General features: G+C 47.0%; 13 protein-coding genes. 4 read left to right on the top strand and 9 right to left on the bottom strand.

Annotated elements, in window-relative coordinates:
• Positions 1-33: 33 nt before the first annotated feature.
• The 9 genes from A8O23_RS08095 to A8O23_RS08135 form a co-directional block, all read right to left on the bottom strand.
• Entirely contained in the window at positions 34-1,212 is a 1,179-nt protein-coding gene (locus tag A8O23_RS08095) for a serine hydrolase domain-containing protein (RefSeq protein WP_066619246.1), read from the bottom strand.
• Between the two features lie 119 nt (positions 1,213-1,331).
• A complete protein-coding gene (locus A8O23_RS08100; RefSeq protein WP_066619252.1) occupies positions 1,332-2,498 on the bottom strand; it encodes a serine hydrolase domain-containing protein in 1,167 nt (388 codons plus the stop codon).
• A 168-nt stretch (positions 2,499-2,666) separates the two neighbouring features.
• Positions 2,667-4,088: a RagB/SusD family nutrient uptake outer membrane protein gene (locus A8O23_RS08105; protein ID WP_066619253.1), complete on the bottom strand. Its 1,422-nt coding sequence runs from the start codon at positions 4,086-4,088 to the stop codon at positions 2,667-2,669.
• Positions 4,089-4,107: 19 nt separating this feature from the next.
• Positions 4,108-7,092: a SusC/RagA family TonB-linked outer membrane protein gene (locus A8O23_RS08110; protein WP_161486706.1), complete on the bottom strand. Its 2,985-nt coding sequence runs from the start codon at positions 7,090-7,092 to the stop codon at positions 4,108-4,110.
• 526 nt (positions 7,093-7,618) lie between these two features.
• Positions 7,619-9,574, bottom strand: coding sequence for a serine hydrolase (locus A8O23_RS08115; protein WP_066619258.1), 1,956 nt, complete (start codon positions 9,572-9,574; stop codon positions 7,619-7,621).
• A 99-nt stretch (positions 9,575-9,673) separates the two neighbouring features.
• A complete protein-coding gene (locus A8O23_RS08120; protein WP_066619260.1) occupies positions 9,674-10,933 on the bottom strand; it encodes a DUF819 family protein in 1,260 nt (419 codons plus the stop codon).
• Between the two features lie 297 nt (positions 10,934-11,230).
• On the bottom strand, positions 11,231-12,208 hold the full coding sequence (locus tag A8O23_RS08125; RefSeq protein ID WP_066619262.1) for an NAD-dependent epimerase/dehydratase family protein: 978 nt from the start codon (positions 12,206-12,208) through the stop codon (positions 11,231-11,233).
• Positions 12,209-12,720: 512 nt separating this feature from the next.
• Complete coding sequence (locus A8O23_RS08130; protein WP_066619265.1) at positions 12,721-13,980, bottom strand: DUF819 family protein; 1,260 nt, start codon at positions 13,978-13,980, stop codon at positions 12,721-12,723.
• Positions 13,981-14,122: 142 nt separating this feature from the next.
• Entirely contained in the window at positions 14,123-16,390 is a 2,268-nt protein-coding gene (locus A8O23_RS08135; RefSeq protein ID WP_066619268.1) for a protein-disulfide reductase DsbD family protein, read from the bottom strand.
• 264 nt (positions 16,391-16,654) lie between these two features.
• On the opposite strand from A8O23_RS08135, the gene A8O23_RS08140 reads away from it, so the two are divergent.
• From A8O23_RS08140 to A8O23_RS08155, 4 genes are all read left to right on the top strand, one after another.
• The gene (locus tag A8O23_RS08140) at positions 16,655-17,965 is read left to right on the top strand and encodes a hemolysin family protein (RefSeq protein ID WP_066619271.1); all 1,311 of its coding nucleotides are present in this window, start codon (positions 16,655-16,657) and stop codon (positions 17,963-17,965) included.
• 604 nt (positions 17,966-18,569) lie between these two features.
• Entirely contained in the window at positions 18,570-19,283 is a 714-nt protein-coding gene (locus A8O23_RS08145; RefSeq protein ID WP_066619273.1) for an SDR family oxidoreductase, read from the top strand.
• A gap of 27 nt (positions 19,284-19,310) precedes the next feature.
• Positions 19,311-20,429, top strand: coding sequence for an NAD-dependent epimerase/dehydratase family protein (locus A8O23_RS08150; RefSeq protein WP_066619277.1), 1,119 nt, complete (start codon positions 19,311-19,313; stop codon positions 20,427-20,429).
• Between the two features lie 45 nt (positions 20,430-20,474).
• A complete protein-coding gene (locus A8O23_RS08155) occupies positions 20,475-22,535 on the top strand; it encodes an SDR family NAD(P)-dependent oxidoreductase (protein ID WP_082882955.1) in 2,061 nt (686 codons plus the stop codon).
• Position 22,536 lies beyond the last annotated feature (1 nt).

Genomic DNA, 22,536 nt, shown 5'->3' on the forward strand with positions numbered 1-22,536 from the left:
CCTGTCCCTTTCAGAACTGGTTGGCGGTAAAACTTATTTCTGGAACAAATCTTTAGAAGGCCATTTCACATTAGAGTTGTTCATGGTCTTCCACATTATTTGCTCAATGTCGGCATCCATGGTGGTGGCGGTGGTTCTGGTGTTGGTTAAGATTACCCAATTGTACCCAGTAGACAAACGGGCCATAAAAGTAACCGTGCCTGGCAATGCCCCGCTGTGCCACCAGTGACCGGCGTTGTTCACCATCCAACCTAAGGCATAGTTGGCTCTTTGCGGCGAAGGTGTAGTCATGATCTCAGTACTTTGGCCGGTCAGTAAATCAAGTTTTGAACTGAAACCGTCTACATGCACTAAGAAACGGGCTAAATCATTAGCGGAGGAAATCCATCCGCCGTGGGCATCCATGCGGGCAATTTGGTAACGATATGGGTCCCCTCCCTGCTGACCGTAATATTTCACCTCATTGGCTTTTCTGTCACCCAAGGTGTTGCCGCCAATCTGCATGTTTTTAATCCCCATGGGCTGAAAGATGGAAGTCTTTACATATTCTTCATAAGATTTGCCGCTAACCTTTTCAATGACCCTTCCTAAAATATTATACCCGAAGTTGGAGTAGGCGTAGGCTGTACCGGGGGCGTTGTTTAACCCTCGGTTATCTAGCGTCCAGGAGATAAGTTCTTGGGCCGACAGATTAGGGTTTGTGAACATGGGATCGTTGTTATCATTGGTCCAGCCGCCCGCGGTGTGTTGCAGAAGGTGTTTAACGGTAATATCGGTAATACCGCTTTGGTAAGGTTGGGTGCCGTATTGGGTGCCTAATATTCCGTTAGCGCCAAACACTTTATCGGTTAAAGCCAGCTTGTTGTCTTCTACTAATCTCATGATAGCCACTGCCGTTATTGGCTTAGACAAGCTGGCAATTCTGAATAGTTTGGTGGTGTCTACAATGGCAGAAGCTTCTTTATCGGCTAAGCCGTAGCCTTTGGAATAGATTAGCTTTCCGTCTTTGGTCACGGCCACTTGTACGCCGGGCACGTTATGCCGCCCCATAAAAGCACTTACTTCATTATCTATTTCAGCTATGGCCACAGGATCACCCGGGTTCACCGGGGGAGGAGTAACAATAGGCGCTGGATCTTTCTTTTTATCTCCGCAGGAAAAAACTGTAAAAGTGCCTACCGCCAACAAAAGGTAAATCGGAAATTTCTTCATTGTAGTAATTAAATATAACTGCTCTCTTCTTTATTCAACCTCACTACTCTTTATAACATTCAAAGCGAAGCCGTTATTATGTCTTTTAAACCTTTGGGAAAGCTCTGCTGAAACCGTTTTTAAAAAAGATCTTGGTTTGGCCAAACGGTGGTGGAGTCATTGATTGCCGTCCAGACCAACCGGTCTATGTCTTTTCCGAAGTCTGGATTAGTAGTTCTGGTGTTGGTTAAGATGGCCCAACTAAATCCCCCGGAAGTTCTGGCCAACATGGTAAAAGTGCCAGGCAATGATCCGGTGTGCCACCAACTATTTCTTTCATTCACCATCCAACCCAAAGCATATCTTGGATTCACCGTAGAGGCGGTTGTCATTTGTTCAATGCTTTCTGGCTTAAGCACATCCGGTTTAGAGGCGAAGCCATCCACGAAAGCGGTAAGCTTCACTAAATCAGTGGCATTTGCTAACCAACCGCCGTGAGCGTCCATACGGGTGATGTTGTAGATATAGGGTTGCCCCCCCTGCTGGCCGTAATATTTTACTTCGTTGGGTTTGCGGTCAGCAAGTGTGTTGCCGCCCACTTGCATGGAAGTAATGCCCAAAGGTTTCAAAATTTCGGTTTGAACATACTGTTCATACGTCTGGCCGGTCACCTTCTCAATAATACGACCTAAAATGCTATACCCAAAGTTAGAGTAGGCGTAGGCGGTACCAGGTGTGTTATCTAGGGGGCGGTTGTCCAGTGTCCACGTAATTAGTTCATCAGCGGTCATGGTGGGGTTGGTGAACATGGGGTCATTGTTGTCATTCACCCAGCCACCGCTGGTGTGGTTTAACAGCTGCCGTACGGTAATGTCCGTGATTCCTTTGCTGTAGGGCTTTGTCCCGTAGGTGGTTCCTAAAATACCGCCAGTACCAAATACTTTGGCGTCTAAGGAAATTTTACCCTCTTCGGCCAACTTCACAAATGCTATCCCTGTGATAGGTTTGGAGATGCTGGCTATCCGGAACAGGCTGCTAGGCGTTACCGGCTCCCGTGCCTCCACATCAGCGTAACCGTATCCTTTTACATGTACCAAACGACCGTCTTTGGTGATGGCTATAGAAACGCCAGGCACATTGTGCTTTCTCATGAAGGCATGCACGGCACTGTCTACCTGCGGCACCGGCTGTATCACTTTTGCAGTGGCTGGAGAGGCAGTTTTTGTGGCAGTGGCACCATTGTCAGCACATGAACCGAGTACCATAAAAGAAGCCACTAAAAGAAGCGTAGTATTGAAACGTAACATGTTTGTTTGTAGCAGTTGGGCTGCAGGCAGCCTTTGTGTGAATGTTGTTCTTTCCTTCTTATTTCCTAGCCTCTATAAAGCCTCTGGAAAGAGAGACGGTCTACCATCTATCAAAGATTGTAGACGTCTTGATAGGCAGGCTGTGTCTAGCAGCTGCCGGCTGGTGTTTTATAAATAACCTGGGTTTTGCTCAATGTTCGGGTTAGCGTTTATTTCCGCAATAGGAATTGGCAACACCAGCCGGTCATCATTGTAAGGGATTACCTCAGAAGAAGTAGCTCTGATTAAGGTTACGTCTTTCTTTTTGCGGGTAAGGTCAAACAAGCGATTTCCTTCAAAAGCTAGTTCTTTCCTTCTTTCCAGAAGGATTCTGTCTACCAGTTCTTCTCCCGTGAGCAGCACCTTTAAAGCTGTTGGGTCAGCTCTTCTCATAACCTCATAAAGGTCATCCTGCGCTAAATTACTTTTACCTTGTTCTGCGCGGGCCTCGGCTCTAATTAAATATACCTCAGCCAGCCGAAGCACTTTTATATTATCGTCTTGGGTGCTAAGGCCTTTCGGGTATTTGTGTACAATGTAGGCAGGGTTGTCTACCCCTCTGCGGCCTACCTGAATAAGGGTTCTCCTCACATCTGTTAAGGAGTACGTGTTGTACAAGTCAGCGGTGGTAAGTATGTCACCATACTGGCCTTGCTCGTACATCATGCCTATTCCGTTCACACCAGCCTTGTCTACGTTGGTGTTTTCAATTTCAAAAATCGACTCAGTGCTGAAATCAAACCGCCAGCTGTTTTGGTACTGATTTGTTGGAAGAAGGCTATAAGTACCGCCAGAAATCACTTCAGTAGCATATCGTTCAGCTTCTGCCCAGTCCTCCATGTACAAGTACGCTTTAGAGAGTAAGGCTTTGGCGGCATCTGGTGTGAAACGGCCGTTTTTGCGGTATTTTTCTCCGTTAGGAGCCATTAACTGGATAGCCTTCTCTAAGTCTTTAATGATCTGGGTATACACCTGCTGCACGGTATTGCGCGAAGGCGAGATGATCTCTGTTTGCGGCTCAGTAATAACCGGCACCCCTAAATGCGAAGCATCTGCGGTAGCATTGTAAGGCTTGGCAAAAAAACGCACCAAATCAAAATGCGCCAAGGCTCTGGCCGCATACATTTCACCTATTATTTGATTGGCGGTTCCTTGCTGAGCGGGGTTAAGGTTGAGCCGCTCACCACTGGCAATGGCTAAATTGGCATTTGCAATCACACCATACATGGAAGCCCAAGCTCCCTGTGCATAGCCATCTTGGTTATTTACCTCCAGCGCATCATAATTGGTGTAGAATCCAACATTTTGTCTGCTTACAAAAGCATTATCGGTCATTAGATCAGGTAGCAGAATAAAAGTACGGTTATAATAACCGGCACTCTGGAAACCACTGTACACTCCGTTGGCGGCATTGGTTAAAGAGGGTAAATCTTTCACCGTGGTGCCCACGTCTAAGCTGTTAGCATTTTCTAAATCAAGAAAATCTGAGCAGGCACCTAAATTAAGGGCAAAGGCAACCAACACTATGGGTTTTGAAATATTCTTAAGCATTCTCATAAGTCATCTTTGATTAAAAGGACAAGTTCAAACCTACTGTTACCTGTTTTGAAACAGGCACCTGACCATTGTTTAAGCCTCCTAAATAACCTTCAGGGTCATAAGGGAGCAGGTCATCCTTCACATACGTCCATAAATTGTTTCCCCGTACGTACACCTGCGCTCTGTTCACAAACCTTTTAAGAGGCAATTCATAGGCTAAGGTAATATCACGAAGTCTGATGTAGCTGCCATCATATAAGAAACGGCTAGAGTGTTGGTTTACTACCCCAGTCTGACTGTTACCATAAACTACTTTTGGAGTATTAGTAACATCACCTGGTTTTTGCCATCTGTTCTCATAGGTGATCCGGTCCATGGCGCCATAAATATTACTCACTCCAATGGCTCCGTCTGATGCAGTAAAGTGACCATAGTTGTCATAAATCTTGTTCCCGAAACTGTAGTAAAACTGGAAACTTAAAGAGAGACCTTTAAAGCCGAAGGTATTAGTTAAACCCCCAAAGAAATCTGGCAAAGAACTTCCTTGGTTGAAAGGAAGGGCAGCATTGTAATCTGTGGTGGTAGCAGTCATGGTTTCATCAGTCCACCAAAGGCCTTCTCCGTTTTCTGGGTTTACTCCAGCCCAACCCTTCATCCAGTATTCATACATTTCGCCTCCTTCTTCAAAAACGAAGAAACCGCTCAATATTCTTTCCTGAGACATTTTAAGAATTTCGTTTTTCTGGGTTGAGAAATTGAAGCTCGTTTCCCAGCTCAGGCCACCTTCAGAAGGTTTTAGGTTCTGTGATTTCAGGGTCAACTCTATACCGCTGTTTCTGAAGGAACCAATGTTTTTGGTTACGTTGGCTGGCCCTCCGTTAGTGAAAGAAACTGGCACCCCAAATAACAGGTCAGAGGTGGTTCTTGTGTAGTAGTCAAATGAACCGCTTATCCGGTAGTTAAACAATGAGAACTCTGCCCCAACATCAAATGGTTTGTTTTTCTCCCAGGAAAGGTTCCGGTTTTCTAGAGCACCAAGGCCGTATCCAGGCTGGTCGAAATAGTTGTGTCCTAGTCCGTAAAAGCCCATCCAGGCATACCAGTTACCTGGTTGGTTACCGCTGGTACCAAAGCTAGAACGTAGTTTCAAGGCATTTATGAACTCAAAAGACCTCATAAATTCTTCCTGTTCTACATTCCAGGCTACCCCCACAGAACCAAAGTTACCGTACTGCACATTTGGCCCAAAACGTGAAGATCCGTCTCTACGGCCTGTCAGGTTCAGGTAATATTTGCCTTTGTAGTTAAAGCTGGTGTTAAGAAAGAATGAAAGCAAGGAGGTTTCATAAAGGTCTGAACCAACGTAATTTCTAACAGAAGCTCCGTCTAACACCTCAATAGAGGGGTCTACAAAGTTTGATGCCTCAGCGGCCACTCTTTTACGGACAGCTTTTTGAGCTTCTTGCCCCAAGGTTGCCTCTACCCCGAAATCACCGAACTGCTTTCTGAATTTCAAGAGGTTGGTAATATTCCAGTTGGTAACCATAGTAGCGTAGTTACCAGCAATACCGTTGATAGCGGCGGCGTCGCTCCAAAGGGGATCCCAATACAGCTCTTCATCTCCGAAGTTGAAATCAATTCCGACTTTAGACTCAACAGAAAGCGGCTCAATTATTTTGAACTCCGCCCCCAGGTTACCTAGTAGCTGGTAGATTTTAGAGTTCTTCTTGTTTTCATTCACCAATATTTCGTTGTTATACAAGATACCAGTGTTATATGTACCATCTGCATTGTAAGGAGACACCCAAGGAACAGTAAGGCGAAGGTTCCGGATTGGATTCTGTCCCCACCATTGGGCATACATGGTGTTCATGTCTTGGTAGTTGGCACCTAATGAAGCATTTATATTTAGCCGGTCGTTGGCGCGGTGGGTTAAATTAAGGCGGGAATTCAATCGTTCATAATCCACACCTTTTACAACTGCCTCTTGATTGTAGTAGCCTCCGGACACAAAAAAAGTAGTTTTGTCAGTTCCGCCAGAAGCTGACAGGTTATACTGAGAGAAACTACCGTCACGCAATATATAGTCAGCCCAGTCGGTGCTTACTTCAGGGTTATAGGTGCTGCTTTGGGTTCTTAAGAAAGCAATGGCGTCTTCTCTGGAGGTAATATTTCTGGAAGAAACTATGTCAGGGCGATTGAAAACTCCCTCCACCAGTAGGTCTGTCATTTCAGTAGTGCTCAGAGGTTTTTGCTTATCAAACATGGTCATGGTATTGACTCCCTGCTGAACATTGAAGTCTATTTTTGTGTTGCCCGCTGAGCCTCTTTTGGTAGTAATGAGAATAACACCATTCGCACCTCTTGACCCGTAAATGGATGTGGCAGAGGCATCTTTCAGCACGGTTACCGTCTCAATGTCATTTGGGTTGATACCGGCTAACGTATTAGAAGACCAGGCATAACCAGTGGCGGCCACATCGGTCATGGGTACTCCGTCAACCACAAAGAGTGGCTGGTTTGAGGCAGAGTAAGATCCCAACCCTCTGATGTTGATGTTCACAGCGGCACCAGGTTGACCTGACCCCTGCGACACCTGCAAACCGGCAACGTTCCCTTGCAAGCTTTCCTGAAAAGAAGCCCTCGGTCTTGACTCCAGTTCCTCTCCGCCAACTGCCTCGGCGGAGCCGGTGAAAGAGGCTTTGGTTTGGGTTCCGTACGGCACCTGAATTACTACTTCTTTTAATTGGTTTACATCTTCTTTCAATTGAATGTTGATGGAGGTGCGACCGGCGGCCGGAACTTGGAGGGTTTCGTAGCCTATGTAGGTGAAGACAAGAGTAGCATTGGCATCTGGCACAGAAATATTATAGTTCCCGTTTACATCTGTGCCAGATGCTGCGGTAGAACCTTCTACCCGTACAACTACCCCAGGCAATGGGGTACCTTCTTTGGCGCTTATCACTTTACCAGTAATGACCGTACCCGTAGTTTGGGCCTGCAAGGTCAAAGGCAAAAACAAGCAACTGTATGTTAAGACTGCAAGAGTGAGCCTGAACAATAACTTAAGCTTAAATCTAGGCATAGTACTTCTGAATTATTTGTTATGTTAGTTTGGCAGTTTTTACCAGTGTGGTTTCTCTATTAGTTGCGCATTCTAGTAGCGCTGTGTGTTACACCTGAGTATACTCAGGTTTCCAATGTATTTTTGGGGTTCTTCTTTCTGCAGACATTTAAACTACAGAATACCAGCCTTTCCACCCTTGACCTTCCCCTCTGTTCTATAAGCTCTAAAAATTCACTAACCCCCTAGCACGAAATGAACACTTTGTTTCTGTTTTAAGCCTGATTTCAGAAAAACGTGTCTAAAACAGGCACTAAAACTACAGCTGATCTATTTCCCTCAGCAATAAGGTTATGCTTAGAAAAGCTTCCGTCAAGAAATCAACAGGAATAAGCCTGTCATTGGTGGCTTACTCCTGTTGATAGCTTTTTACTATTCATTCAACCCGAATTCTCTGGCTGAATTGTACCATATTAAATTAGATCTTCACGAACCGTTTGGTGTAGGTAGTTCCTTTCACGTTGATTCTCATGATGTACACCCCGGGAGTAAGGTTTTTAGCATCTACTCCACCTGCCTTTCCGTTTAGGGTGGCGCTAAGCACTTGAACACCCTGCATGTTCGCAATGGTTACTTCAGCGCTCTTGGCTTCTCCTGGCAAGGCTGTTAAGTTAATGTTCACATAGCCGTTAGATGGGTTTGGATACACCCCAATAGCTTTGCTATCAGCCTCTTTTGCTATTCCTAAGGCATTTGGTGTGGTGAAGTTGGCAGCGGCACTCTGGCCCAACAAGTACAAGGCATGATCACCAGTAGTAGTGTTCTGGTTGTACTCATATACTTTAAAAGAATAAGCAGTTTCTGGAGACAAGCCTGTAATGGTTATGCTGTTACCAGTGCCATTATAGGCCACAAATGCCCCTGAACCTAAATCTGCGCCAGAACCAAATGAAGCGTTGGCAGTATAAGTTGCCCCTTCTAAAGGATAAGATGCTACCGGTGTTCCGCCTTGGCTTACCACTAACATTCTTTTGTCACCGTTCCCGCTAGTCCAGGAAACGTCTACTGACGTGCTGGTGGCGTTGGCAAACGTGATGTCTTTACTGTTGATGGTGGGTGATGCCATTAAGTCATAGGTAGGTATTCCGGTGAAGGCATTGTACACCCCCGCCCAAAGCGCATCAAGTTCATTGATGTAAGGGTTGTGACTTAAATTACCATCTACCACGCCATAAGGGTACCGGTTAAAGAGAATAATAAAATTTAAACCGTTAGCAATTCTCCCGTACATAGCAGAAGTACCGGTGAGGGCTTGGCTAAAATTCCACCAAGAACTGGTAACACCTCCTTGGCCACTCACCCACCAGCTTTGGGCAGAGTTGTAAGTAGGCCAGTTTGGTAATTTGGCAGTCATAGTGTTAATGGTAGCCTCACTCAAAATATCTGGCTGCGGGCCTCTACCATCGGTGGCAGCTAAAAACTTAAGCATGTCTTTGGCTGTAGCAACCCAACCGGCATAAGGGCCTTGAGTTTCAACATTCCATCCGCCGTACTCCCAAGGAACTACTTCATTTGCATTGTAGCTTGAAAGCCAAGTTCCATCATCGCCTTTGTATTCTACCTCACGCTCCAATTTGTCTGAGCGAAGGCTTCTGCCTATGTGCATATCAAAGATCCCGAGTGGTGCCAAAAGGGCTGTCTTTACATAGTTTTCATAAGACGTGCCTGTTATTTCTTCAATTATTTCGCCTAGGACCATGTAGTTCATGCCGCTGTCTTTTACGGTGTCATAGCCTGGTTCCCAGTTGAGCCCTTTCTCCAAGTTATACCGGATGTAAGCCTCTGGGGTAGCTCTATCAAGACCATAGGTATGGGCTACATGCAAGGGAACATGCAAAGGCTGACAGCCGCCTACTTGGCCATCTGAGTAAGGAGTGGTTGGGTTAGTAAAGCAGTTCCTTCCGGGGCCTAAGCCAGAAAGGTCTTGTAGCAGATGGTAAACAGTAATATTAAATACACGGCTATCGGTAATGTTTGCCTGTGAGAAAACTGGATGGTCTTTTAAAACACCAGTTGGACCGAAGACCAAATCATTCATGTTCAGCCTTCCTTCCTCTATTAACTTCATGATGGCAACGGAAGTAATGTGCTGCGACAGATCACCTATTCTAAACAGGTGGTATGGCTGAAGCACTTCTCTGTTGGTCCCATCATCTAGATCTGCATCGGCGTAGCCAAAAGACTTGTGGTAAATGATACGCCCATCTGGGGAAGTGATGGCATAAGTTCCACCAGGAATGTTCCACTTCTGAATGAAGTTCAACATCACCTGATCAGCGCTTGCGGTTAGTGGATCGTTTATGCCTGTTTGAGCAAAGCTATTCTGCCCCAAGACGAAGCAGGAAGCAAGTAAGAGAGTAATTTTTTTCATCATATTAATTTTTTTGTTGTTAGTGGTGGTATTAGTAAGTACTCAGAATTTTCTCTCTACATCTGCAGTCCACTTAACGGCAGCCTTATTTTTAATTAAACTTTACCCTGAAATAGATTGCATCAACAGGCCGCATAGGTAAGCTCCATACGTTCCGAGGGCATAGCCTAAAATTGCTAACAGCACCCCCACTGGTGCCAACACCGGATGGAACGCACCCGCAATGATGGGCGCCGAGGCTGCTCCACCAATGTTGGCATCACTCCCGACTGCCAGAAAGAAAAATGGAGCTTTGATCAGCTTTGCCACAATCACTAAAAGCAAAATGTGGATGACAATCCAGACAAAACCCACCAGAAACAGAATTGGGCTTCCGTAAATGGCGGTCACGTCCATTTGCATGCCTATGGTAGCCACCATGATATACAAAAACACGCTCCCTATTCTAGAGGCGCCTACTCCTTCTAATCTGCGCACTTTGGTAAAAGACAGCAGAACACCTATCACGGTTGCAAGCACCACTAGCCAGAAAAAACCAGAGGTTAAGCTGAATTTACTAAGTTCCGGCGCATTTTCAGCTATCCAGGGGGCAATTAAGTCTGAGAAGAAGTGCGCAATGCCAGTTACACCCAAACCAACGCCAACTACCATCATGGTGTCAGGCAGCGTTGGTATTTTAAGATTATCTAATTGGTACGCTTCAACTTTTTTCTTCAGTTCTTCCACCGCAGAACTGTCTGCCTTAAAGAAGCGGTCGACTTTTTTGGCATGGCCCACCCCAAAAAGCACCACAGCCATCCAAAGGCTGGCTACAATTACGTCTACCGCAATCATGGCAGAGAACAGGTTAGGGCTCGGTTTGAACACTTCATACATGGCCAACTGGTTGGCGCCACCACCTATCCAACTGCCTGCCACGGTAGACAAACCGCGCCATACTTCTTCAGAGCCCTCACCAGCAAAAAGGCTAGGTGCAAATGAACCAACCAAAAGCAAAGCCAACGGTCCGCCCAACACCACTCCAACCGTTCCGGCAATAAACATGGCCCCAGCTTTATGCCTCAGTTTCCAAATTTCCTTCAGGTCTAGGCTTATTGTAAAGAGAACCAAACTGGCTGGCAGAAGATATTGCGAGGCAACAGTATACAGTTTAGAAGTCTCTCCGGAAATAATACCCAAAGAGTTAAAGATGCTGGGAATGAGGTAGCACAGCAGTAGGGAAGGAACAACCGAATAAAACTTTTTAAAAACTGGTCTTTCGCTAGCCGCTGTTTTAAAGACAACTGCCAATATGAGCACAAGAATCCCAAGCACAACGGCATCATTGGTTATTAGCGGCTCATTAATTGGCAAAGACTCCATACGGGAACAAATTATATACTATGGGAAAGAGGAAGAGCTGTTATTTATTAGAGTTAGGAAAGTTTTTCTTTTCTACATCACCTCCCTAGAACAGCCTCCAAATTAATTAACAATTTTTTAACCACCGACAACAAAGCCATAAATATTTACACCGTTCCATCCTTTTCACCATTCACATACATAATAACGCAAGAATTACATTACCAATATCACAATACATGACTCTCACTTCAACCTGTTACTAAGGAATTCATATAAGAGCTTCAGCTGAATTGGGAAATAGCTAACACGAGTCAGCTACGCCTGCCTATTTGATTCATGTGCTATTTCTAAAGTGTATTTTTTGGTTAGCTGCTCAATCATGTCTTTTGTCATGGAGGACAAATCATAAATTGGTTTCCAACCCCACTGTTGCCGCGCCATCGAATCATCTATAGAATTTGGCCAAGAATCTGCTATGGTTTGCCTAAAATCAGGTTTGAATGTTGAACTAAAATGAGGCAAAATACTTTGAATACAAGAAAGCAATTCTGCCGGGGTAAAACTCATTCCCGCTAAGTTATATGAAGATCTTATTTTAATTTTGTCTGATTCCGCTTCCATTAGCTCCAGCGTTGCTCTAGTGGCATCTGGCATGTAGATCATTGGCAAAGAGGTATCTTCCTTAAGAAAGCATTCATATTCCTCTCCTAATACAGCTTTGTGGAAAATGTCTACCGCATAGTCCGTAGTCCCCCCGCCGGGCATGGTTTCATAGCTAATCACTCCGGGGTATCGCAAAGAGCGAACATCCAAACCATATTTTTTGTGGTAATAAACTGACCAGTTCTCCGCAGCCACTTTGCTCACGCCATACACGGTGGCAGGGTCTAGGTAAGTAAGTTGCGGCGTGTCCGTTACTGGAGCACTCGCCCCAAACACAGCTATAGAACTCGGCACAAACACTTTGTCCAATTGATTCTCCCGCGCCACCTCAAACACATTCAACAGGGTTTTCATATTCAGGTCCCAAGCCCATAGCGGATCTGCCTCACCTTTTGCCGACAAAATAGCTGCCAAATGATAGATCTGAGTGACTCTGTACTTTCGCACCACATTTGCCAATTGGTCAGCGTTAGTTGCATCTAGTGTCTCAAAAATTCCTGATTCCACAATTGGCGCCCGTAGGTCTGATGACACTACATTAGCTGCTCCGTATGCTCCCTTCAGAACTGGTAATAACGCCGTCCCTATTTGCCCATTACTGCCAATAACCAGAATTACTTCTTTCTTCATCTTTAGAATTTAAAGAAAACATCTACTGCTTTGAAAGCAGTAGTTCCGCCTCTGTTATCTCTAATTAGCTAAATTAATTATACACATACAATGCAGCAGATAATTTTATTGAGCAAGGTCATTTTGGTAGATAATTTATCTTTTTATACTTTATTCACCTGTAACAAATAGAAAAAATTCCCAACACCTATCAATTGATAGCACCGCTATACAACCAGATCAAGCTTGACAGAACACTCATCTTTTATTGCCAAAACATTGACAAAAGAAAATAAAACATAAGATATTGAATTTGAGCGATTAAGGAATTGGCTAAAAAAAACACCTTGTGTTTTAGTCTTACTTTTGAAAAAGCAAGGCTAAAACACAAGGTGGAAATAAATGGAAGCTATGCCTCCAAGCCAGAACTCCCTTTAAATTACAGGAAGGCTATTTTAATAATACTCCAGATTGGTACACGACACAGGGATCTCCTTTTTTTCAGAGTACATTTTGAAAAGCAGAATTTATACCTACTGCACAATAGCCTGCATCAGCAAAGCACAGATGTAAGCCCCATAGGTACCTAGTCCGTAGCCCAGAATGGACAACAAAACCCCTACCGGCGTCAGCGCGGGGTGAAAGGCTCCTGCCATAATAGAGGCTGAAGCTGCGCCGCCCACATTGGCCTGACTACCCACTGCAAAGAAAAAGAACGGTGCCCTTATTAGCTTCCCAATAATAATGAGCAGCAAGGCATGAAAGGCTATCCAGACAAAACCAACCAGGAATAGACCCGGGTTACTGAAGATAGCCAGTAGGTCCATTTGCATACCAATGGTGGCCACCAGAATGTACAGGAACAGACTGCCAATGCGCGAGGCTCCTACTCCTTCTAATTTACGGGCACCGGTAAATGACATGGCAATCCCGAAGCCGGTAGCCAGCACCACCAGCCAGAAAAAGCCCGAGGTAAGGCTGTATTGCTCCAGATACGGAGCGTTTTCTTTTATCCAAGGAGCAATAATATCAGCCAGAAAGTGGGAAAGGCCAGTTATTCCCAAGCCTACGCCCACAATAGACATGGTGTCTGGCAACGTTGGAATTTTGGTAATGCTTAAGCGGTAATTTTCAATCTTGCTTTTGAGGTTAGTGACAGCCGTGGTATCAGCCTTGAAGAAACGGTCCACCATATCGCCTTTGCCTACGCCGTATAGCATAATAGCCATCCAGACGTTGGCTACTACCACATCTACCGCAATCATGGCTGAGAAAAGCGTTGGGCTGGGCTGGAAAACTTCTTTCATAGCCAATTGGTTGGCACCGCCACCAATCCAGGAACCGGCGATGGTAGAAAGCCCCCGCCAAACGGCTTCGGGTCCGGCACCGCCTACTACATCTGGGGCAAGTGCTGAAAAAAGCAGGATGGCCAAAGGTCCGCCCAATACAATACCCACGGTTCCAGTCAAGAACATGATGAGGGCTTTGGGGCCGAGTTTGATGATTTCTTTTAAGTCCAGGCTAATGGTGAACAGCACCAAACTTGCCGGCAGCAAATATCTAGAGGCTACAAAATAAAGATTAGATGCTTCGCCGTTAATGATACCTGCCGAATTTAAAAGACTAGGAATCAGGTAACACAGTAAAATAGAAGGCACCACACCATAGAACTTCTTAAAGAACGGTTGCTCACTGGAGGACGTTTTGAATACTATAGCCAGTATAACAACTAGAATACCAAAAACAACGGCATCGTTGGTAATGAGGGCTTCATTGGTGTGAACTTCTTCCATGGCGGAGCGCAGGGTTATAAACTAAGGGTTAAAATGCTTTATTAGTAAAAAGGAGAACCAACGTCTGTTTTGGGCTTTGTTTTTGAAAAGTAAGCCTAAAACAGACCAAAGTTCTCACAGGAAATTGTAGACTGAAATGGAACTACTCGGCCTGATTATGGGCTTTATACGCCGCTATGCCTTTGTCTAAGTATTGAATAAACTTTTGGACATTCGGCTCATAGGCAATGGGCTCTTGCACTAGCTTGTTGCCTTCTTCATCCATAATAACATAATAAGGTTGAGCATTGGCGTTGAACTTTGTGATCTGGTAGTCAGCATTCTTCTTGCCGATGGTGTTTTTTAACTTTCCGTCATAGGTGCTTGTCACCCACTCGTTTTGGGCTAGTTCTGTTTTGTCGTCTACGTAAAGAGCCACAATCACAAACTCTTCACGCAGGCGTTTTAGAACCTCGGGGTGCGACCACACGTTGGCCTCCATTTCGCGACAGTTCACGCAGCCATGGCCGGTAAAGTCAATAAATATGGGCTTATTCTGCTTCTCGGCGCAGCGCTTGGCTTGCTCTAAATCAAAATAACCATTTAACCCATGAGGCAGGTGCAAGATATCACCATATTTGGGCGTCTCGCAAATTTCGTTTTCTCCCCCCTCTCTTAATAGCGCCGACAAGTCAAAGTCATGCGTAGCCTGTGGTGGCAAGTACCCAGAAAGTGCTTTCAATGGAGCGCCAATCATCCCAGGAACAAGGTACACTACAAACGAGAAGGTGACAATGGCCAGCATCAGGCGGGGCACGCCCAGGTAGGGCAAATCAGAATCATGCGAGAACTTGAGCTTGCCCAACAGATACAATCCCATCAGAGAGAAAATCGCGATCCAGAGAGCCAGGTACACCTCGCGGTCCAGAATACCCCAATGGTAAACCTGGTCAGCAATGCTCAGGAACTTGAGGGCCAGCGCCAGCTCAAGAAACCCTAGCACCACCTTCACAGAATTCAACCAACCTCCAGATTTTGGCAGGCTATTGAGCAGGTTCGGGAAAATAGCGAACAAAGTGAAAGGCAAGGCAAACGCCAGTGAGAAACCAAACATACCAACCACAGGCTTCAGAATTTCGCCGCCCGCAGAAGCAATGAGCACTGTGCCTACAATGGGCCCCGTGCAGGAAAAAGAAACCACCGCCAGTGTAAACGCCATAAAAAACACTCCATACAACCCGCCTTTATCGGCTTGGGCATCTATTTTGTTTACTAAGGAGTGCGGCAAGGTAATTTCAAACAATCCCAGAAAAGACATCCCGAACACCAGGAACACCAAAAAGAACAGCACATTAGGTAGCCAGTGGGTGCTGAGGTAGTAATTTATCTCAGATGCTCCGAAAATACGGGCGAAGATGACTCCAATCACCGTATAAATGGCAATTATAGAGAATCCGTACACGAGTGCCTTAAAGATAGCCTGCCCGCGGGTGGTACTGCTGTTGGTGAAAAAGCTCACCGTCATTGGAATCATGGGGAACACGCAGGGGGTCACCAGCGCAGAAAGCCCAAACATGAAAGCCAGCAAAAAGAAAGCCCAAAGGCTCTCAGAGGGAACCACACCTGCTGTACCGTTATCGGCAACCGTGCCCGTATTAATGGGAGATATGTTATCCGAAGGTTCTGTGACACCTGCTTCCGTTGGCACTTGCTCCCCCGTTTTGTCAGCCAATTGGGTGGCAGTATCTACCGGTGCAGAAGCTACAGGCTGTTGCGTAGTTAATAACGGATCTGGCTTGGAAACTGTAGTACTGCCTAAGCTGGGCTGCTGCGCATTAGCCTGAGCAGGGGCATTATTGTCTATTTTACCGGTAGCGGCAGCAGGCGTGTTTGCCGGCGCATTCTTTTCTGAAGCGGGAGTTGTAGCCGCCGGTGCCGCACCGGGCAATACATTTATCTGATTAAAACTGAAATCTCCTTCACCTGGAATACATTGACCGGTTACCTCAGAGCACACCTGGTACTCATAACTGCCTTTCACCACCAGGTTTTGTTGCAAAACTTTAACACGTTGCCTGAACTGGGCAGTCTTGGTGAAATAGGTGTATTCCCCTCCCCACAAATCATCGTACTTCTTCTTAGGGTTTACAGGCTTAATCTTACCCACCAATGCGTAAGAAGGGTGTTTTTGAAACGTAAAGGAGGTGACAATAGGTCCTAAATCTGGGTCAAAGTCAGAAGAGTAGAGATACCAGTTAGGGATAATCTTTACATTGAAAATCAGTTCCACCTCCTCGCCTACTTTCACCTCTTTGGCAGAGGCTTCATAACTCCAAGTAGCTGGTTTCAGAATCTGGCCCTGTGCCGTTATCAGCAAGAAGAACAAAGGCAACAGCAGTAACCAGGTACGGTTCCAGAATTTATTATTCATTTGATTTTTTTAAGACTAACAAGCTGCGCAGGAAAAAAACCGGAGCGAAGGTATTGTGCTACAGGCAACCTTTTGCAGAAGAAAAGCAAATTTACACAATTACCTTACAAACCCGTACTAACTCAGGTTTCCGCCTGTACACCAGATTTTACTTTCTGCATGATTTCACGTACATGAAACGATTACCGTCACTTTGATAGTGCAGATAAACCGTTAAATTTGACGCATGTGGTCTGCCTGTACCCTGGCAACCTCTGACCAACTATGATACTCAACATTTTTTTAACCCTTTTTCTGGTAGCGCTGAACGGGTTCTTTGTAGCCGCTGAATTTGCGCTGGTAAAGGTACGCTCGTCCCAAATAGAACTGAGAGCACAGGCTGGTAACAGTCTGGCCAAAGTGGCCCACCACATGATAGGGCACCTAGATGCCTATTTATCTGCCACGCAATTGGGCATCACCCTTGCTTCTCTTGGGCTAGGATGGATTGGCGAGGGTGTGGTGTCTGAAATTGTAATTGAGATCATGCATGCCTTGGGCTTTGCCCCAGACCCTGAGTTAGCTCACCAGATTGCCTTGCCTATTTCCTTTGCTGTGATAACGGTGCTGCACATTGTGTTTGGGGAGCTGGCTCCAAAATCGCTGGCCATTCAGCGGCCCGAGTCAACCACGTTGGCCGTAGCCATTCCGCTGCGGATTGTATATTACATTCTGCTGCCTTTTATCTGGGTGCTGAATGGGTTCTCTAATTTTATTCTGCGGAGGGTTGGCATTACGCCCATGCACGGCTCTGAGGTACACACCGCCGAGGAACTTCGCCTTTTGTTTGAGCAGAGCGCCGAAAGCGGCGAGATTGGCAATAGCCAACAAGAACTAATTGAGAATGTATTCGAGTTTAACGAGCGCATGGTCAAGCAGATCATGGTGCCCCGCACCAAACTCATAGCCCTTGACTTAGACTCCACCGAAGATGAAATTTTTGAAGTGGTATTCAACGAAGGCTACACCCGCATTCCCGTTTACCGCGACACCATTGACAACATTGTGGGCATCTTGTATGTGAAAGACCTGCTGGTGGTGTTAAGGGCCGGTGAGAAAGTCAGTCTGGAGAAACTTATGCGACAAGCCTACTTTGTACCTGAAACCAAACGCATCAGCCGCCTGCTCAAAGACTTCCAGAGCAACCGCATGCACATAGCCGTGGTGTCAGATGAATTTGGCGGAACCTCGGGCATTGTCACCATTGAAGACATCATAGAGGAACTGGTTGGCGAGATTCAGGATGAGTATGATGAAGAAGTGCCCATTGTAGAGAAAGTAGGTGACTTTAAATACAAAGTGGTACCAGGTGCCTCTATTCAAGATGCCAATGACTTCCTGCCCTACCCTTTACCTGAAGGCGATGACTACGAAACCGTCGGCGGCTTTATCAATATGATTTATGGCCGCATCCCAGACATTGGTGACACAGTGGTGCATGGGGTGTATGAATTCAACATTATTGAAAAAACTGATCGTAACGTAGAAAAGGTACTTTTAACCATTACCGAGGACAAGCGGAACGATATTTTGTAATGCTGTTTTAGGCCTGTTTCATGAAAAACAGGCCTAAAATAAGTGGAGAGCCCTCACAGTATTTCTAATCCTGTGAGGGCTTTTTTATTCATTTTTTGCACCTGCAGGATACTTTGAGATCTTTTGAGCAAAGAATAGTTGGTAATGTGTGTTTTCGGCTTGTTCTAAGAAAAACAGGCCAAAAACACACATTACCTTTCTCCATATTTCTTCAAAGAACCAGAGTTATTGCAGCCTCTTCTTTGAACGCTTTCTCTTCTTCTGGTAGTAACTCTATCAGCTATAGTTGCAATTATGGCCATATATTTTTCAACATTATAAATCTGTGGTTCTATGGCCAGTATATAAGCCTGTAAAAATCTTAATATAATACTTTAGCACCCCACCTTAGTCTTCAAAGAGAAATCTACCTTCACCAGGAGTACAATTTTAACAATCCTATTTACCGACACTTTTCCACCACCTTTTCCACAACGCTTCAACTAAAACGCACATCCGTATTTATACGAAGAAGAAGCTTCTTCTACAACCCTACCCTACGCTTTCACGTTTTGAAGCTTTAAAAGCAAAAAAGCTATATAGAAATTATTCAGCATCTTCTTCTATGGTAAAAGATCCTTCCTCTTCTACTCCTTCCCTCGCTCTGGTTAGCGGCGGAGCGTCTGGAATTGGAAGAGCTATTGCGGAGAAGCTGGCATTAGCTGGCATAAAGGTTATTGTAGCCGATGTAGTGCCTTGGGACGGGTCAGCTGAAATTGACCATTGCCTCTGTGATGTCACCAACCCAGAAGACGTTGACAAGCTTTACAACCACATAACCCAAACCCACGGGCACCCAGACGTGCTGATATGCTGTGCTGGACGTGGAATACATGAGAAACTTACTGAGGGCGACCCTGCTAAATGGCAAGCAGTGCTGGAACTAAACCTCATGGGTACCCTAAGACTTATCAGATCGTTCACCCCCGCCATGGTGGAAAAAGGCTACGGCGATGTGATTATCATCAGCTCCGTATCAGCGGGGCAGGCGTACCCGTACGGTGGCATTTACGCGGCCAGCAAAAGTGCGCTCAACATCATCGCGGAAACTTTGCGGCAGGAGACGCTGCCCAAATTAAGGGTCACCACCATCGCCCCAGGGGTTACGGACACCCACTTCTTTGAAAACACCATTTCTGGATATAACACAGTAGAATCTATCGGGTACGGAGCCTTAAGTGCTGATGAAGTGGCCGAGACCGTGCTGTTTGCCTTGCGGCAACCGCGGCATGTCTCGTTGAACCACCTCACCATTCGGCCAACGCCGCAACCCTTTTAACCCCCTAAAAAACACCCACGAATGACTATGAAAAAGAAAGTCTTGATTACAGGCGGTGCAGGCTTTATTGGCTCGCACCTGGCAGATGAATTAATCAACTTTGGGTATGAAGTCCGTGCGCTGGACAACCTTTCGGAGCAGGTGCACGGCAAAGACTGCGAGCGCCCCGAGTACCTGAACCCAGCTGTAGAACTGCAGATAGGCGACGTGCGTGACAAAGCCGCCGTTATGAAAGCTTTGGAGGGCGTAGACGCTGTGTTCCATTTCGCCGCCATGGTAGGCGTGGGCCAGAGCATGTATGAAATCAAGGAGTACACCGATGTGAATAACATCGGCACTGCCGTTTTACTGGAGTGCCTCATTGAGAAGCCTGTGAGTAAGTTGGTAGTGGCCTCCAGCATGAGCATTTACGGCGAAGGGCTTTATACTTCCCCTACGGGTGAGAAAGTGATTGCCGCCGAGCGCGGGTTGGAGCAACTGAAGGCTGGTGAATGGGAACTGAAAGACGGCCAAGGCGGAAAGTTACAGCCGGTGCCCACGCCAGAATCTAAAATCCCGTCGCTATCATCGGTGTACGCGCTTTCTAAATATGACCAGGAACGCCTTTGCTTAATGGTGGGCCGTGCTTACAACATCCCTACGGTGGCCATGCGCTTCTTCAACGTGTACGGCACGCGCCAGGCGCTCTCTAACCCATACACGGGTGTGCTGGCCATCTTCGCCTCGCGCTTCCTGAACAACAATGCGCCCATGATTTTTGAGGACGGAAACCAACAGCGCGACTTCGTGCATGTGCGTGATGTGGCCTTGGCTTGTCGTTTAGCCATGGAGAAAGAAGAAGCCGCGGGCCAAGTGTTTAACGTGGGCAGCGGCAACAACTACACCATCAGAGAAATTGGCGAGCGTCTGGCCGAGGTAATGGGCAAGCAGGAGTTGATGCCAGAAATCACGGGCAAGTACCGCGTGGGCGACATCCGTCATTGCTACGCCGACATCAGCCTGGCCAAAGAGGTACTGGGCTTTTACCCGCAGGTAGACTTTAACAGCGGATTAACTGAGCTGGCCGACTGGCTGGAGGGACAGATTGCGTATGACCGCGTGAGTGAGGCCAGCGCCGAGTTGGCCGCTAGAGGCTTAACGGTTTAAGCCCGCGTTTCTGACCTGTTTTTCCCAAAAGAAGCTAAAAACGCTATGAATAATATCAAAACAAAACACACCTCCCTCGCCGCCCCCACCATTGGCATTGTGGAATGGTTCCAGCCCAATGAACACGCCCGCGTAGAAAAAGTCCTCGCGGAGCTGAAAGAACTGGGCGTAACCGAACTGCGAACGGGCATCTCCTGGGCCGACTACTACACCCCAAGCGGCAAAGAATGGTATGACTGGCTCATCCCTACCCTCGCCCAACAGGTGAAGGTACTGCCATGTTTTTTATACACCCCACCATCCTTAGGCGAGGTAGCCAAAACCTCTTCCCCGCCCAGAGATTTAAAAGCCTTCGCCGATTTTCTGGACGTGATTATCACAGACTTGGGCGAGCACTTTGAGTGGGTAGAACTCTGGAACGAGCCGAACAACAAAGTAGAATATGACTACACGCTAGACCACAGCTGGGACAAGTTTGCCGAAATGATTGGCGGCGCGGCTTATTGGGCGAAGCACCGCGGTAAGAAAACCGTGCTGGGCGGCATGAGTCCCATTGACCCTAACTGGCTGCAGCTCATGTTTGACCGCGGCGTGATGCAGTACATTGATGCCGTAGGTATTCACGGATTCCCCGATGTCTTCGACCAGATGTGGGAAGGCTGGGAAACCAACATCTCCCGCGTGCGCGAAGTCCTGAACCACAACAACTCCAAAGCCGAGCTCTGGATTACCGAAGCAGGTTTCTCCACCTGGCAACACGACGAGTTCAAACAACTGCAGGAGTTCCGCAACGTGTGCCAACAGGCCGTGAACAAAGTGTACTGGTACAGCCTGCATGACTTGGATTTGGAGCGCTCTACCGTAGGCGGGTTCCACGTGGACGACCGCGAATATTTCTTCGGGCTGAAAAACACAGACGGCTCTCCCAAACTCCTGTACCGCCTCTGGGCCGAAAATGGATTGGAGGGGCTGGAGAAATTCAACTTCATACAGCGCAAAGAGAAGTTCTCTGAGCAGGAGCGCTATTCTGTGGTAACGGGCGGTGCTGGCTTTGTGGGCACCAACTTGGCCAAGCGCCTTTTAGAGCAAGGCAAGCGCGTGCTCATTTTTGATAATCTTTCCCGCACGGGTGTAGAGCGTAACCTACAGTGGCTGCACGAAAACTACGGCGACAAGCTGGAAGTGTACGTAGGCGACATCCGTGATTTGCAGTCGGTGAAGCGCGTGATGAAATACGCCAATGAAGTGTTCCACTTCGCGGCGCAGGTAGCGGTGACTACTTCTTTGACAGGCCCAATCCAGGACTTTGAAATCAACGCCCGTGGCGTGGTGAACGTGCTGGAAGCCATCAGAGCCCAAAAAACGCCGCCCCCGCTGGTGTTCACCTCTACCAATAAAGTGTACGGCGGCTTGGAGGATTTGCGCTTCATTGAGAACGGCACCCGCTACAACCCCTCAGACAAAACCATCAAAGCCAACGGTATTTCAGAGGCCCGTTCGCTGGATTTCCACAGCCCCTACGGCTGTTCCAAAGGCGCTGCCGACCAGTACGTGGTAGACTACGCCCGTACCTATGGCCTGCCTGCCGTGGTGTTCAGAATGAGCTGCATCTACGGTCCGCACCAGTACGGCAATGAAGACCAGGGCTGGGTAGCGCACTTCGCCATACGCGCCATTGAAAACAAGCCCATCAGCATCTACGGCGACGGCAAACAGGTACGCGACATCTTGTACGTGGAAGACCTGGTAGACGCGTTCTTGCTCGCGCAGGAGAACATGAAAGACCTCTCGGGGCAGGCGTTCAACATTGGCGGCGGCGTGAAAAACACCACCAGCTTGTTAGAACTCTTAGACCTGATTGGCACCTACCGTGGCAAGAAAGTGAACCTGAGCTTCGGTGATTGGCGCCCTGGCGACCAGCACTATTATGTGTCTGACATCCGCAAGTTCCACGAAGCCACGGGCTGGTACCCCAAGAACAGCGTGCAGGAAGGCGTTGCCAAACTCTACCAGTGGCTCTGCGAAACCAGAGGCATTGAAGTGTCTTTGCCCGCCCCCGTTGCCACCGCCGTTGAAGCCGAAACCGATAACGTAGCCGTCGCTTAGT

This window comes from Rufibacter roseus (assembly GCF_001647285.1).
GTDB lineage: Bacteria > Bacteroidota > Bacteroidia > Cytophagales > Hymenobacteraceae > Nibribacter > Nibribacter roseus.